At 35.2% G+C, this 14,328-nt stretch carries 14 protein-coding genes; 10 read left to right on the top strand and 4 right to left on the bottom strand.

What is annotated here, in order from left to right; genetic code table 11:
- Nucleotides 1–3 precede the first annotated feature (3 nt).
- Complete coding sequence (locus ACFE0M_RS03750; protein WP_434544403.1) at nt 4–414, bottom strand: Na+/H+ antiporter subunit B; 411 nt, start codon at nt 412–414, stop codon at nt 4–6.
- Nucleotides 411–2,699, bottom strand: a complete 2,289-nt coding sequence (mbhE, locus tag ACFE0M_RS03755) for a hydrogen gas-evolving membrane-bound hydrogenase subunit E (protein ID WP_434544404.1) — start codon at nt 2,697–2,699, stop codon at nt 411–413. Before mbhE ends, ACFE0M_RS03750 begins: the two co-directional genes overlap by 4 nt.
- Before the next feature lie 569 nt (nt 2,700–3,268).
- Between mbhE and ACFE0M_RS03760 the strand changes: the two genes are divergently transcribed.
- The 4 genes from ACFE0M_RS03760 to arsB all read left to right on the top strand — a co-directional run bounded on the left by ACFE0M_RS03760 (nt 3,269) and on the right by arsB (nt 5,973).
- Entirely contained in the window at nt 3,269–3,604 is a 336-nt protein-coding gene (locus ACFE0M_RS03760) for an ArsR/SmtB family transcription factor (protein ID WP_434544405.1), read from the top strand.
- A gap of 73 nt (nt 3,605–3,677) precedes the next feature.
- Entirely contained in the window at nt 3,678–4,154 is a 477-nt protein-coding gene (locus ACFE0M_RS03765) for a DUF6428 family protein (protein WP_434544406.1), read from the top strand.
- A gap of 170 nt (nt 4,155–4,324) precedes the next feature.
- Nucleotides 4,325–4,939: a protein-tyrosine-phosphatase gene (locus tag ACFE0M_RS03770; RefSeq protein ID WP_434544407.1), complete on the top strand. Its 615-nt coding sequence runs from the start codon at nt 4,325–4,327 to the stop codon at nt 4,937–4,939.
- Entirely contained in the window at nt 4,936–5,973 is a 1,038-nt protein-coding gene (gene arsB, locus ACFE0M_RS03775) for an ACR3 family arsenite efflux transporter (RefSeq protein WP_434544408.1), read from the top strand. Before ACFE0M_RS03770 ends, arsB begins: the two co-directional genes overlap by 4 nt.
- 77 nt (nt 5,974–6,050) lie before the next feature.
- Here arsB and ACFE0M_RS03780 read toward each other — a convergent pair whose 3' ends face one another.
- Entirely contained in the window at nt 6,051–6,281 is a 231-nt protein-coding gene (locus ACFE0M_RS03780; protein WP_434544409.1) for a hypothetical protein, read from the bottom strand.
- 83 nt (nt 6,282–6,364) lie between these two features.
- On the opposite strand from ACFE0M_RS03780, the gene ACFE0M_RS03785 reads away from it, so the two are divergent.
- From ACFE0M_RS03785 to ACFE0M_RS03810, 6 genes are all read left to right on the top strand, one after another.
- Nucleotides 6,365–8,407: a cytochrome c biogenesis protein CcdA gene (locus ACFE0M_RS03785; RefSeq protein ID WP_434544410.1), complete on the top strand. Its 2,043-nt coding sequence runs from the start codon at nt 6,365–6,367 to the stop codon at nt 8,405–8,407.
- A 37-nt stretch (nt 8,408–8,444) separates the two neighbouring features.
- Nucleotides 8,445–8,678, top strand: a complete 234-nt coding sequence (locus ACFE0M_RS03790; RefSeq protein ID WP_434544411.1) for a hypothetical protein — start codon at nt 8,445–8,447, stop codon at nt 8,676–8,678.
- Between the two features lie 551 nt (nt 8,679–9,229).
- A complete protein-coding gene (locus ACFE0M_RS03795; protein ID WP_434544412.1) occupies nt 9,230–11,026 on the top strand; it encodes an ABC transporter ATP-binding protein in 1,797 nt (598 codons plus the stop codon).
- A complete protein-coding gene (locus ACFE0M_RS03800; protein ID WP_434544413.1) occupies nt 11,027–11,944 on the top strand; it encodes a lysophospholipid acyltransferase family protein in 918 nt (305 codons plus the stop codon). It abuts the gene before it with no gap.
- A gap of 78 nt (nt 11,945–12,022) precedes the next feature.
- On the top strand, nt 12,023–12,754 hold the full coding sequence (locus ACFE0M_RS03805) for a TIGR00730 family Rossman fold protein (RefSeq protein WP_434544414.1): 732 nt from the start codon (nt 12,023–12,025) through the stop codon (nt 12,752–12,754).
- Between the two features lie 24 nt (nt 12,755–12,778).
- Nucleotides 12,779–13,708, top strand: a complete 930-nt coding sequence (locus ACFE0M_RS03810) for a lytic transglycosylase domain-containing protein (RefSeq protein WP_434544415.1) — start codon at nt 12,779–12,781, stop codon at nt 13,706–13,708.
- Here ACFE0M_RS03810 and ACFE0M_RS03815 read toward each other — a convergent pair.
- Nucleotides 13,705–14,325, bottom strand: coding sequence for an outer membrane beta-barrel protein (locus tag ACFE0M_RS03815; protein WP_434544416.1), 621 nt, complete (start codon nt 14,323–14,325; stop codon nt 13,705–13,707). The two genes, ACFE0M_RS03810 and ACFE0M_RS03815, sit on opposite strands and share 4 nt — an antisense overlap.
- Between the last annotated feature and the right edge of the window lie 3 nt (nt 14,326–14,328).

A 14,328-nucleotide genomic window follows, 5' to 3' on the forward strand; every position in this document is an offset into this window, starting at 1 on the left:
CTATCAATCATTTTTAATGTTGGGTAAAACCAATTCTAAGATCATTCCCAGTACTAAGGCATAAACGCCAATATCAAAAAGCACAGGAGTTCCAAGTTTTGGTAGAAAAGCTATGTCAATATTGAGCCAATAGCCTTTGAAAAAGCCGTCTCCCGATATTAATCCTATAAGTCCGCTAAAAACTGCCAATAATAGTCCGGAGGCCATAATTTTTGTAGGCGGGATTCTTAGCTTTCTAAGGCTGTGCACAACATCATAAGCAAAAGCATCTAAAATGAAAGCTGCTCCGGCCATCAGGCCACCAATAAATCCACCCCCTGGCAAATTATGTCCTCTAAAGAGCAAAAAAACAGAAAATAGCAACATAAATGGCACAATGATGCGGGCACTATTTTTTAATATAAATGAGTTCATAGCGGTTTTTGGTTTTTGGTATAATTTACAATGGCGAAAACACCCAAGGCGGCTATGGCTAAAACGGTAATCTCCCCCAGCGTATCCAATACTCTAAAATCAACCAAAATGACATTGACCATATTTTTTCCATTGGCCACAGAGTAGCTGTTTTCTGCATAAAATGTCTTGAGTTTTGAATTCAATGGCTCGAATGTAATCGATAAAAGAATCAGACTTATTAAAAGCCCAGTCCCTAAAGCTATAAAGGCATCTCGGGTTCTGGCAAAGTTTTTTTTGCGAAACATCTTTTTGGGTAACTTATGCAGAATAAGCACAAAAATGGTAATGGTCAATGCGTCAATCAGAAAAAATGTGATGGCTAAATCAGGGGCACCAGCTTCCAAAAATATAATGGAAATGGCAATGCCCACCACCGATAATGATAAAAGAGCAGAAATGTTGGAGCGAGTGAAAAGCGTAAATCCTAAAGCCAACAGCACTATTAAGCCTAAAATTAATTCGAAAGCATAGATGTTGATGGAAGCTGTATTGATTCTGATTCCATCTTGAGATAAGAAAGTAAATCCTGTCAAAACTAAAATAGTCAACATGGTGATCATGGCATAGTTCCTTAAGTAGCCAGTCTGGATTTTTGTGGTTTGCCATTTCCCTAAGCTAATCACTCCTTTAAACAGGTAGTCATAAATTTTTGAGGGTTGGAGAGCTTTCAAAAAGCCCAATTTAAAATTCCAATTTACTTTTAAGCTTAGAAAATATAAGCCTGCACCGGCCAAAATGGACACTAAGCTTAATATAAATGCGGTGTTAAACCCATGCCAAAGCGCCAAGTGCTTTGTTTCGAAATTTGGCTGCATGCTTATGGAAGCTAGAGAACTTAAACTCGATAAAGTATCAGGAAAAAGCCCGAAAGTTAATCCTGCCAAAGCGGTGACAGCCGGAGCTAAATAAATGGCTTTGGGGATGACTTTGACTTTTCTATTTTGCACACCCTTGTAAAATGCCTTATGGACTAATACAAACATTAGTGCAACAAATAATGTGGAGGTTATTAACAATGTAGCAGTAAAAAAAGCTGATAAAATTGGGCTGTGTAAGGTCGTCTCCAACAGCAACTCTTTGGCAACAAAGCCTAAAAAAGGAGCTATTCCTGCAAGGGATAAGGAAGCAAGAATAGTAAGTACAAAAGCAATGGGGAGCTTTTGATAGAGCATTTTAGGGAATTCCGATATTTTTTTGGTGCCAGTTTGCTGATCCAAAATACCCGCCAGCATGAAAAGCGTGGATTTGTAGAGTGCATGAGCAATAATATAAACTGTTCCGGCAAAAACAGCTGTCTTCGTACCAATTCCAAAAGCCATGGTCATAATCCCCAATGCACTAATGGTTGAATATGCTAGAAGCTTTTTAATATTATCGGAATTAAAGGCTAAAACGGCACCGGTAATCATGGTGATTCCACCTACAACAGAAAGCAGTATTTGCCATTCTGTTGTGCCTCCTAAAATGGGAGAAAATCTAGCGAAAAAATAAATCCCTGCTTTTACCATAGTGGCAGAATGTAAATAGGCACTGACTGGTGTGGGTGCCGCCATGGCATTGGGAAGCCAAAAATGAAATGGGAATTGTGCTGATTTTGTGAATGCTCCTAGCGCTACACAAATTAAAATGGGAATATAAAGTGAATGCTGAGTTAGTAATTCCTGATGTTGGCTTAAATTTGAAATGCTATACTCATTAGTAATATTACCGATTAGAACAAGTCCCGCCAATAATGCCAATCCACCAAAAGCAGTGACCAAAAATCCTTGCCAAGCAGCATATCGAGCAGATTTTTTCTCATGATTATGGCCAATGAGAAGAAATGAACTAATACTGGTTAATTCCCAAAATACAAGAATACTGAGCCAATTATCGGCTAAAACCAGTCCGAGCATGGAACCCATAAAGAATGTTAAGATCATGAAAAAACGACCACTGTTGGCTGCATTTTTCATGTAAAAACCAGCATAGATGTAAATTAAAAACCCGACTCCACTAACTAAAAGGCTAAAGAGTAAACTTAATCCATCCAGATAAAAGGTTAATTCTAACTTGAAATAAGAATTCCATTCCCAACTTTCACTTAGTGGGGAAGATATTCCTGTCAAGTAATGATATAAAAGCACTATAAAAATAGAAAGAGGGGCAATAGAAAGGAGAAATGATAATTTTTTGCCTAAAAATTTATGGAGCAATGGCACCAAAAAGGCTAAAACAAAGATGGATAAAACTGATATTATCATATTCTCTTTATCATTAAAAAATTGAGTAATTTGAATACGGTACTCTGTATATAAATTACTCAGAGAAGAAATTGTTAAAAATATATCATTTTAATAATACACGCTTATCTAATTATGTGGTTGCGATTTCAATATATCGTAACAATTTAATGCTAATCCTACTTTGTCATATTTAGGCTAGAAAAAACCTGACAGATCTTGATATAATTCCCCTGTTTAGGTGTTTTCACCTAAACAACTAACTTCTTTATAAATTTTATCTCACAGGAACTTTCAAGTGAAAACACCTGAAATAGTCATAACCTCTGCATATTAACCGAAATGAATATAACAGGTCATTGAAGGTTAGTGGACTTGGCATTTGAACTTTGACTATTACATAGCCTGTCCCGATTTATCGGGATGGCAACTTTAAAAAATTATATACACATGAAAGGGGGTGATTTTCTTTTATCGTTATTTAACTTGACAAAGTAGGACTAATCAAAAAATTCAAGAACTGATGAACTCAAGGTAATATTTTGCGTTATGAATAATACATCGTAATATTGCAATATAATATTTTTAAAATGGGCGTAACGAAATCTGATTTATTCACTGAAGAGCAAAATGACTTGGCCAATGTTGCCAAAGCATTTGCTCACCCGGCAAGACTGGCTATCATTCAGTATTTATTGAAATCTAATGCCTGTATAAATGGACATTTGGTATCTGAATTGGGATTGGCGCAAGCTACCATTAGTCAGCATTTAAAAGCACTGAAAGAAGTGGGCATTATTCAAGGTACTATTGAGGGTGTGTCTGTAAGTTATTGTATTAATCCTCAAAGATGGGAAGAGGTGAAAAATCTTTTCAGCGGAATATTTGATTTATATCAAAACCCTAATCAGCAGGACTGCTGCTAATATTTTTTTGTATTTTATAATCGTAATATAGCAATATAACAATAAATAGTTAGAACTTAAAAAAACATATCAAATGAAACTTTCAGAAACCAAATCAGCACTTACTAATTTAGATCAAGTAAAATTTGAATTACCAAATGGAGAATTTGTTCCAGCGCATTTTCACGTTACAGAAGTAGGGATCATTACTCGCAATTTTATTGATTGTGGTGGTACCATGAGAAATGAGGAAAGCGTGAATTTCCAATTATGGGAAGCTGGGGATTATGACCATAGGCTTGGTGCCCAAAAACTTCACGATATCATCACATTATCTGAAGATAAATTAGGAATTGATGAGAATATGGAAGTGGAGGTTGAGTATCAAGGAACCACCATTGGAAAATATAATTTGGAGTTTAATGGAGCACATTTTGTTTTGGTCAATACTCAAACCGATTGTTTAGCAAAAGATAAATGTGGTATTCCTGAGTCAAAACAGAAAGTACAATTGGCAGATGTTTCAGGTTCAGCTGCAAATGCATGTGAACCAGGTGGTGGATGTTGTTAAAAACTTAATAAATCTGTCAGGTTTTGAATCGAGCTTTAAATGCTTGGTGTGCCACCAACCATGTATTCTACCTCGGTCGGTAGCACACCGACCGAAAATCATGATAAAAAATTCAAGTAAACCTGACAGGTTTAAGATATAATAGATTTTTTGCCTAATTCATTATAAAAATGTTCCAGAAACTTACAGACTACATTGAAAAAATAGATGTTGAATCTATCCCAGCTGAAAGAAAAGAAGTTTTAAATCCTTTTATTGAATATTTACAGGAGAAAATCAATTTGGGGAGCAATATTTCACTGAATTTTATTTGTACTCACAACTCTCGCAGAAGTCATCTTTCTCAAATCTGGGCACAGGCAATGGCGGATTATTTTCAATTGAATCAAATACAATGTTATTCTGGAGGAACTGCTGCAACAGCGGTCTATCCTATGGTTTTAAAAGTACTACAGGAAGCTGGTTTTGAATCGATTCATCTTTCTAATGAAAACAATCCAATAATCGCAGTTAAATATAGCTCAGAAAGTCATCCAATTATCGCTTTTTCCAAAACATATGACCATCCCTTTAATCCTTCAAATGGATTTGCTGCAATTATGACTTGCTCTGATGCCGATGAAAATTGTCCTTTTATTCCGGGGACGGAAAAAAGAATAGCCTTGAATTATGAGGATCCCAAAGTATTTGACAACAGTCCAAAAAAGGAACAAAAATATGAAGAGCGGAGCACGCAGATCGCTACAGAAATGTTGTATGTTTTTTCTAATCTAAAAAAATCATGATGGAACAATCAGGAAAAAAGAAAATGGCATTTTTCGAACGCTATTTGAGCGTTTGGGTAGCCTTATGCATAGGAGTTGGAATCTTAATAGGATATTTAGCTGGAGATGACATTTCCTTTCTCAGCGAGATGGAAATTTATAAAGTAAATCTTCCTATTGCTATTCTGATTTGGATGATGATTTATCCCATGATGTTGCAAATCGATTTTTCAAGCATCAAAGGAGTTGGAAAAGCTCCAAAAGGATTGATTATGACTGTTATAATTAACTGGTTGATAAAACCGTTTACGATGGCATTTTTTGCTTGGATATTTTTTGAGCATTTGTATTCAGCTTTTATTGAGCCTGAAATGGCTGGTGAATATATAGCGGGCGCTATTTTATTGGGCGCTGCACCTTGTACGGCCATGGTTTTTGTTTGGTCATACTTAACAGATGGAGACCCTAATTACACTTTAGTGCAGGTTTCGGTTAATGACCTCATCATTTTAGTGGCTTTTATTCCTTTGGTCGGCTTTCTTTTGGGTATAACTAATGTTAGCATTCCTTATGGAACACTGGCAGCAAGCATTATTATTTTTGTTGTAATTCCTTTAGTGGCTGGCGTGATTACCAATAAAATAATAGTAGCCCAAAAAGGAGAAAAGTGGTTTCAGGAAGTATTTTTACCAAAATTCAAACCCGTTAGCATTATTGCTTTACTTTTGACTTTGATTCTTTTATTTGCTTTCCAAGGACCTAATATTTTGGATAATCCAATTATCATTTTATTGATTGCCGTTCCACTGATTCTTCAAACTTATTTTATATTTTTCATTGCTTGGTTTGCAGGAAGAAAATTAAAATTATCACATGCGGTTTGTTCTCCAGCTGCTATGATTGGCGCCAGCAATTTCTTTGAATTAGCAGTGGCAGTAGCCATCGCCTTATTCGGATTGCAAAGCCCGGCAGCTTTGGTAACGGTTGTGGGAGTTCTGGTAGAGGTTCCGGTTATGTTGTCTTTAGTGGCTTTGGCTAATAAATGGAAGTATTAGACAGCAATAAAAATTATTATCAAGAATTAGATCAATTGTAAGTGGGGCTTTTGTGGATAGGGAGTTCTGAATATTATTTATTTTTCCATTATATGATCATACTTAATTTTATAAATAACTCCTTGTCCAAAAAAGCAAACCCCAGAATTAAATACTATCAAAGCGAAGGTTCCATAATAGATCCAGTTCAACCCTTCTGGGTTTTGCATACGGTAAAAACCGGCATCTATAGCCAAGCTTAAACCAGCCCCTATCAATATCAATCCTAGAATTGAGAAAATTAACCATTTACGTTTTATCGCCTGCATGACATTAGTTACATTACGTCCAACAAAAATTAACTATCTTCGTGTTTTAGTTTTGTAAGACGAACAGGCGTTATTAAAAGTTTATGAGATATTTAGTTTACGGCCTACTTTTGGTGGGTTTATTTTTGCAAAACACCTTTGCTCAAGTCATTAAGCCCATTAGCTGGGAAAGCTCCATTTTAGAAGAAAATTTAGAAGTAGGTGATACGGCTACTCTTTCCTTCCGAGCGGAAATAGATGATAATTGGTATTTGTATTCATCAGATTTTGATCCTGATCTTGGCCCTATCGTAACAGAATTTGAGTTTGAAGAGGATAAATCCTATGATTTGCTAGACAGCTTGGTTGCTGTTGATCCCTCAAAAGGCTATGATGAAATTTTTGAAGGAGACTATACCTATTTTAAAGGAAAAGGAGAATTTCAGCAAAAAATTATCATAAAAGAAATCCCATTTCTAGTTAAAGCTTCCAATAACTATCAGGTATGTTCTGAAATAAATGGCAAATGCATCACTTTTGATGAGGAGTTTACTTTCGGGGAAAAAACAAAACCTGCTGTTGGCTCAACAAAAGCTGAGGAAAAAGAGAAAACTTCTACCGATAAATCCGAAACAGAAGGTAAAAAAAAACTAATTGATCTTCAGCAAAAAGATTCAAACTCGCCTTATTCTCTTTTAGGCTTTATGGTGGTGGCTTTTTTAGCTGGATTAGCAGCTTTATTAACGCCATGCGTATTCCCCATGATTCCTATGACGGTAACTTTCTTTACTGGAAAGGCTAAAACCAGATCAGGAGCCATTCGTCAAGCTGTTATTTACGGGCTTTCAATTATCGTCATTTATGTTGTAGCAGGAACTATTATAGCCGTAATTAATGGGCCTGAATTTGCCAATTGGCTTAGCACACATTGGGTGCCTAATGTGTTTTTCTTTTTGGTCTTCTTCATATTTGCGCTTTCATTTTTGGGTCTTTTTGAAATTAATTTACCCTCGAGTTTTGTCAATAAAGTAGATGCTAAAGCCGATAAAGGTGGTTTAGGAGGCGTTTTCTTTATGGCCTTTACTTTGGTTTTAGTTTCATTTAGCTGTACCGGCCCAATAGTAGGAAGTATTTTAGTAGAATCAGCAGGAGGTATGGTCATTAAACCTCTATTAGGAATGTTTGCTTTTAGTTTAGCTTTTGCCATTCCATTTACACTTTTTGCCATATTCCCAGAATGGTTAAATAGTTTACCTAAGTCTGGTGGCTGGTTAAATTCAGTAAAGGTGGTTTTAGGATTTTTAGAATTGGCTTTAGGGCTGAAGTTTTTAAGTATAGCCGATCAGGTCTATCACTGGGGAATTTTAGATAGGGATATTTATTTGGTGCTTTGGATTGTCATTTTTGCAATGCTTGGACTTTATTTATTGGGTAAATTGAGATTGCCGGGTGACAGTCCGATTGAAAAATTATCGGTTGGAAGACTGATGTTGAGCTTAGTGACTTTCAGTTTTGTATTGTATATGATACCTGGATTATTTGGTGCGCCTTTAAAAGCATTATCCGGTTATTTGCCTCCTATGAGTTCCCATGATTTTGATTTGCCAACATTGATCAGAGAAAATAGTGGGGGTTCAGGAGCAATAAGTGCAGAAGATCAACTATGTGAAGAGCCAAAATATGGAGATATGCTTCATTTTCCTCATGGGATAAAAGGATATTTCGATTATGAACAAGCATTAGCCTGTGCAAAGGAGCAGAATAAACCTATTTTTGTTGATTTCACGGGTCATGGATGTGTTAATTGCCGTGAGATGGAAGCTAGGGTGTGGTCTGATCCGAAAGTATTGAATCGGTTGAAGAATGATTATGTGATGCTGGCTTTATATGTGGATGAAAAAACCGAATTGCCTGAAAGCGAATGGTACACCAGTGAATATGATGGAAAAGTAAAAAAATCTATTGGTAAACAAAATGCAGATTTTCAAATTACCCGATTTAACAATAATGCTCAGCCTTACTATGTTTTATTGGATACTGATGGCGAATTATTGGTTGAGCCTATAGCTTATGAAAGAAGCATTAGTAAGTTTGTAGATTTTTTAGATGAAGGAAAAGAAAAGTTCGAAGCTAAAAACAAGCCTTAATTGACTATTATTCACTTATTGTGTAAAATTACATTTTATGGATAGTTTTATTGGTTCAGTTATTTTCGAGTTTTGGGGAGCACTTTTGGTCTATATATTTCAACTTGCATTCCGTCCCTTAATAGGAAAGAAGCCAAGAGCATTTAAAGAAATCTATAATGGAGGAAAAAAGGAAAAAAATGCTGACATTTTTCTAAATGGGTCAATTCATATTATTGTGGGAATATTAAGCGTAGTTTTTACCTTATTATTATTAAACAAGTACTTTTAATCATAATGAATTTTATTATTTCGCATAAATAGTAGGTATACTGGATTTGCTGACTAATTCTAGCAAAGTGTGCAATCCAAACTTAGTTTTAATTTAAATTGGCAGTAATTATCAAATTTTAATTATTTTGTTTGTCGACCGCTTTTGTGTTTTATCTTCTTGATTAGGCTTAGCTTTCTATTTACTTAAAAAAATTTGGTTTTATACCAATTGAATGCCTATGTATTATACTACAAAAGATAAAAAAATCTAACCCGACCACTTCCGAGGAACTCGGAAAAGCGGGAAGGAGGAAAGTTTAGCAGGCCAGCGTAGGCGTTGAGGGCAGAAGCATTAAACTTTCTTGATTTTTTGTTTCTTTTTGATCAAACAAAAAGAAAAAAATGAAAGCAAATGACATTAACTTAATAATTAATATTGTCTGTAATCCATCTTTCCTGAAAATTGTATTAGAATTTTAAATCAAATTTTGTTACTTATAACAAACCTAATTAAAGAACTATTGTACCTTTGCGGGGTTATAAACATTTCAATAGAGACAATAATTAAGAATGGCAAAAAGAAGAAAGAGCGAATCGCTTAAAGAGGAAGAGAAAAAGCCACTCAATAAAGAAAATTTTAAAAAGCTCACAGGCGTTTTTCAATTTATAAAGCCCTATAAAGGCTATTTCATAGCGGGCTTATTTTTCCTGTTAATTTCCAGCACCACCCTTTTGGGTTTCCCTTATGTGATGGGTAAGTTAGTGGATGTGGCCCAAGGAAAATCATCTGGTGTTTTTAATGAGATCAATACAGTAGCTTTAATCCTTATCGGAATACTGGCAGTACAAAGTTTCTTTTCCTTTTTCCGAGTATTTTTATTTGCTCAGGTGAGTGAAAGGGCCATGGCCGATATGCGAGCCAATCTCTATAAAAAATTGATGAGTCTTCCCATGACTTTTTATGATAAAAGCCGAGTGGGTGAATTAGTGAGTCGCATTACTTCCGATGTTTCTCTTTTGCAAGATACCTTTTCAGTTACATTAGCAGAATTTATTAGGCAGGTATCTACTTTAATTATTGGAGCGATTATTATTTTTTATACGACTCCAAAACTCGCAATTTTTATGATTGCCACTTTCCCCGTTTTAGTCATCGCAGCTATGGTTTTTGGAAGGTTTATTAGAAAACTGTCCAAAAAAACACAATCAGAGCTGGCTTCTGCCAATGTGATAGTGGAAGAAACTTTGCAATCTATCAATATCGTAAAGGCTTTCACCAGCGAATTAACTGAGGTGATGCGCTACAGAAAATCACTTGACAAAGTAGTGAAAGTGGCCTTAAAATCAGCCACCTATAGAGGGGCGTTTATTTCCTTTATCATCTTTGCAATGTTCGGTGGAATAGTGGCAGTGTTATGGTACGGTGCCAGCTTAGTGCAAGATGGAAGCATGAGTGTGGGAGATTTATTAAGCTTTGTTTTATATACAACTTTTATCGGAGGGTCAATTGCCGGCTTAGGTGATTTATACGGCCAAATACAAAAAGCCATTGGAGCCTCAGAAAGAGTCATGGAAATATTGCAAGAGGAAGAAGAATTTAAAATAGAGGAAAAAGAAAAAATACATTTAAAAGGAGCCATTGAATTTAAAGATGTACAATTTTCTTATCCAACCCGTAAAGATGTTCAAGTATTAAAAGGTCTGAATTTAACTGTAGGGGCTGGTGAAAAAGTTGCCCTAGTCGGGCACAGTGGAGCAGGGAAATCTACTATTATTCAGCTTTTAATGCGCTTCTATCCATTAACTTCAGGAGAAATAGCGGTAGATGAACAAAATATCGAGAATTTACCCATTACGGGATACAGGCAAAATATCGGAATAGTACCTCAAGAAATCATTTTATTTGGGGGGTCTATTCGTGAAAACATAGCTTATGGAAAACCAGAAGCTACAGAAGAAGAAATTATAACAGCAGCAAAAAAAGCCAATGCATGGCTTTTCATAAAAGATTTTCCAGAAGGTTTGGATACCTTAGTGGGCGAAAGAGGCGTTAAGTTATCTGGAGGCCAAAGACAAAGAATAGCCATTGCTAGGGCAATTTTGAAAGACCCGAAAATATTGATTCTGGATGAGGCAACCTCTTCATTAGATGCAGAATCTGAAAACTTGGTTCAACAGGCATTGGATGAGCTAATGCAAAACAGAACTACAATTATTATTGCTCATCGTTTGGCTACCATTAGAAAAGTAGATAAAATATTTGTTTTGAAGGAGGGACAGATTTCCGAACAGGGTTCACATCAAGAACTTTTGGAATCGGAAAACGGCACTTACAGCAATTTGGTAAAACTTCAATTACAGGACTAAATGATGAAAGTTAAATACTATTTTTTAAAAGCTGGCTTTTGGCTTTTGAGTATAATCCCTTTTTGGTTCTATCATGGGCTTTCTAGTTTTATAGGCTTTTTGTTTATCAAATTGAAGCTTTACCGTTATAAAGTGGTTATGGATAATTTAAGGAAGTCATTTCCTGAAAAATCCGAGAAGGAGATTGAAAAAATTGCCAATCGGTTTTATTATCATTTCACTGATCTATTGATTGAAAGCATTAAAGTTTTTAGTATTTCGTCAAAACAGATTAAGAAAAGATGGAAAGTTAATATAACTCCAGAGGTTCAAAGCATATTAGATGAGGAACGCAATCTTGCCATGCTTATGCCTCATTATGGTAATTGGGAATGGGGTGTTCTCAGCTTATGTATGATGACGGAGCATAACCAGCCAATTGGTTTAGGAATATATAAGCCTCTGAAAAATAAATTGATGGATAAATTAATGAAAGAAAACAGATCTCGTTTTCCTGGAGCTATTCTTATCCCCAAAAATGACGTATCTAGATTAGTAGCTAAATATAGAGATAAGCATTATATGTTAGGTTTTGCAGCTGACCAAGCACCTTATGATGGTTATAACGCTTATTGGATGCAGTTTTTAGGTCAGGAAACAGGTGTGTTTTTTGGCCCAGAAAAGTTCTGTAAAAAATTGGATTTGGTACCGATTTACGTTCACGTTCAAAAAGTTGGACGCTCTAAGTATGAAGTGGATCTAGAAATTATAACTGAAGAACCGAAAAATACAGATTATGGCTTCATAACAGAAAAGCACATGAAATTACTAGAGACGGATATCTATGCTAATCCGTATTTATGGCTTTGGACTCATAAAAGATGGAAGCGAAGCAAACCTTCTGACTATGAGGAAAAAAGAGCTAAATCCGAAAATTAAGAATTCAATCAGTAATCTTATTCAGTAATTTTTAGCGAAAAATATATTATATTATATCAATCTTATACAATTAAAATAATGAGTGAATCAAATAAGGAAGATAAATTAGAATTAAATAAAATCAGAAAGGCTTTTAAGGACCGGGATTGGAATGAGATTAAAAGTTCTGATTCTTGGGCTATTTTCAAAATCATGTCAGAATTTGTAGATGGATTTGAAAAATTAGCTAAAATTGGTCCTTGTGTCTCAGTTTTTGGTTCTGCCAGAACTAAGCCCGATCATCCATATTATAAAATAGCAGAAGAAGTGGCGGCTAAATTGGTGCGCCATGGTTATGGGGTAATCACCGGTGGTGGTCCAGGAATTATGGAAGCCGGAAACAAAGGGGCGAAAAGTGAAAATGGAAAATCAGTAGGGCTCAATATTGTGTTGCCTTTTGAACAGTTCAATAATATTTACATTGATCCTGATAAATTGATAACATTTGACTATTTCTTCGTTCGAAAAGTAATGTTTGTAAAATACGCACAAGGATTTGTGGTGATGCCGGGTGGATTTGGCACAATGGATGAACTTTTTGAAGCCTTAACATTAATTCAAACGCATAAAATTGGTCGATTCCCCATTGTATTGGTAGGAAAAAAATTCTGGTCTGGTTTAATAGATTGGATAAAAGAGACCTTAATTGAGGCTGAAAATAATGTGAGTTCAGAAGATATGGAATTATTCACGGTTGTGGATACACCAACCGAAGCAGTAAAAGTAATTGATAACTTTTACTCTCAATTTATGCTTTCTCCAAACTTTTAAATTCTTAAATAGAATCAATACTTTATGTCAGATAGCAAATTTGCGCTTTATATATCAATTGCATCACTGGTCACCTTTTTAATCGTGGCTTTTTATGGTAATTATAATCAAAGAGAGAATGAAATCCATAAACCGGTAATGGAACCCACTAAGCCAATTGCCTTTAAAAACGCTAAAACCATTCCATTGCCCGAAAAAATTGATCTTGCTGGTGAAGCTGTACCTTTGCATATAGATGATGTTAAAGAGCGTTTAGATAAAGAATTACATATCAATTCATATTGGCATAATAACACCATATTTTTATTTAAAAGGGCCAACAGATGGTTTCCGGTTATTGAACCCATACTTAAAAAAAATGGGGTTCCGGATGATTTTAAATATTTGGCTTTGATTGAAAGCGGACTTGAAAATGTTACCAGTTATGCTGGTGCTGTTGGGTTTTGGCAAATCCTGAAAAGTACTGGAAAGGAATACGGATTGGAAATCAATAGAGATGTGGATGAACGTTATCATCCAGTGAAATCAACAGAAGCAGCTTGCAAATATTTAAAAAGGGCTTATCAAAAGTTTGGTAATTGGACTTTAGTGGCAGCTTCTTACAATAGGGGAATGCGAGGTATGCAGAATGCCTTAGACAATCAAAAAGTAGATAATTATTATGATTTAATGCTTAATGATGAAACCTCACGCTACGTATTCCGAATCTTGGCAATCAAACAAATTTTTGAAAGTCCTGAGGATTACGGATTGGATATTAGTAAAGAACATTTATACGAACCTTATGTGTATCGAACAGATACAGTCCGCAATTCCACTGATTGGGTAGATTATGCTAAAGCTCAAAATACTTCCTATAAAACGCTTAGAATTTATAATCCATGGATTCAAGATGATGACATCAGGATTGGCAGAAATGAATATTACGTAGTTAGTCTGCCTCTAAGGGATTAAAATATAATCCCTAATTCCAGGCCAACAAAATCATTTCTTAATTTAAAATTATCGCCATAAAGATTGTCATTAATGACATTCAAAAGGCCTCTTTGATAAACTAATCCTCCAAATATTTTGGTGTTTATCCCAATTCCATATTCCAAACCAATAGCCAATAAGGAATTCAAGTCAAAAAACTTAAAGCTTTGTACAATATTTTCTTCCTCACCTTCACTATTAGTCATGAAATCAACTGTACCACCAAATTGGAAATAGATTTTTTTATCCAATCCTATTTCCTCTGTGAATAATTTTAATGTAATGGGAACTTGCAGATATTGTGGATTATAATTTTCAGTATAGCTTGTATTCATTGAATCAGCTACAAAAGTTGACCGCTTTGACGTAAATATGATGCCCGTACTGAAGTAGTGGTTTTCCTTAAATTCAAAATCGAAAACTGGACCTAGCTGGAACCGTAAACCTACACCATCTGTATTAAAATCAGTATTGTCCGCTTCCGATTCCACTCTATTAAAAGAAATATTGGGTGCGGCTTTAAATCCAAATCTCACTTGAGCCTCCGCAACGCAAACTGAAAAAAGGAATAAGGCAGAAAAGAGCAATTTTTTCATTTA

The organism is Marivirga sp. (genome assembly GCF_051117495.1).
GTDB lineage: Bacteria > Bacteroidota > Bacteroidia > Cytophagales > Cyclobacteriaceae > Marivirga.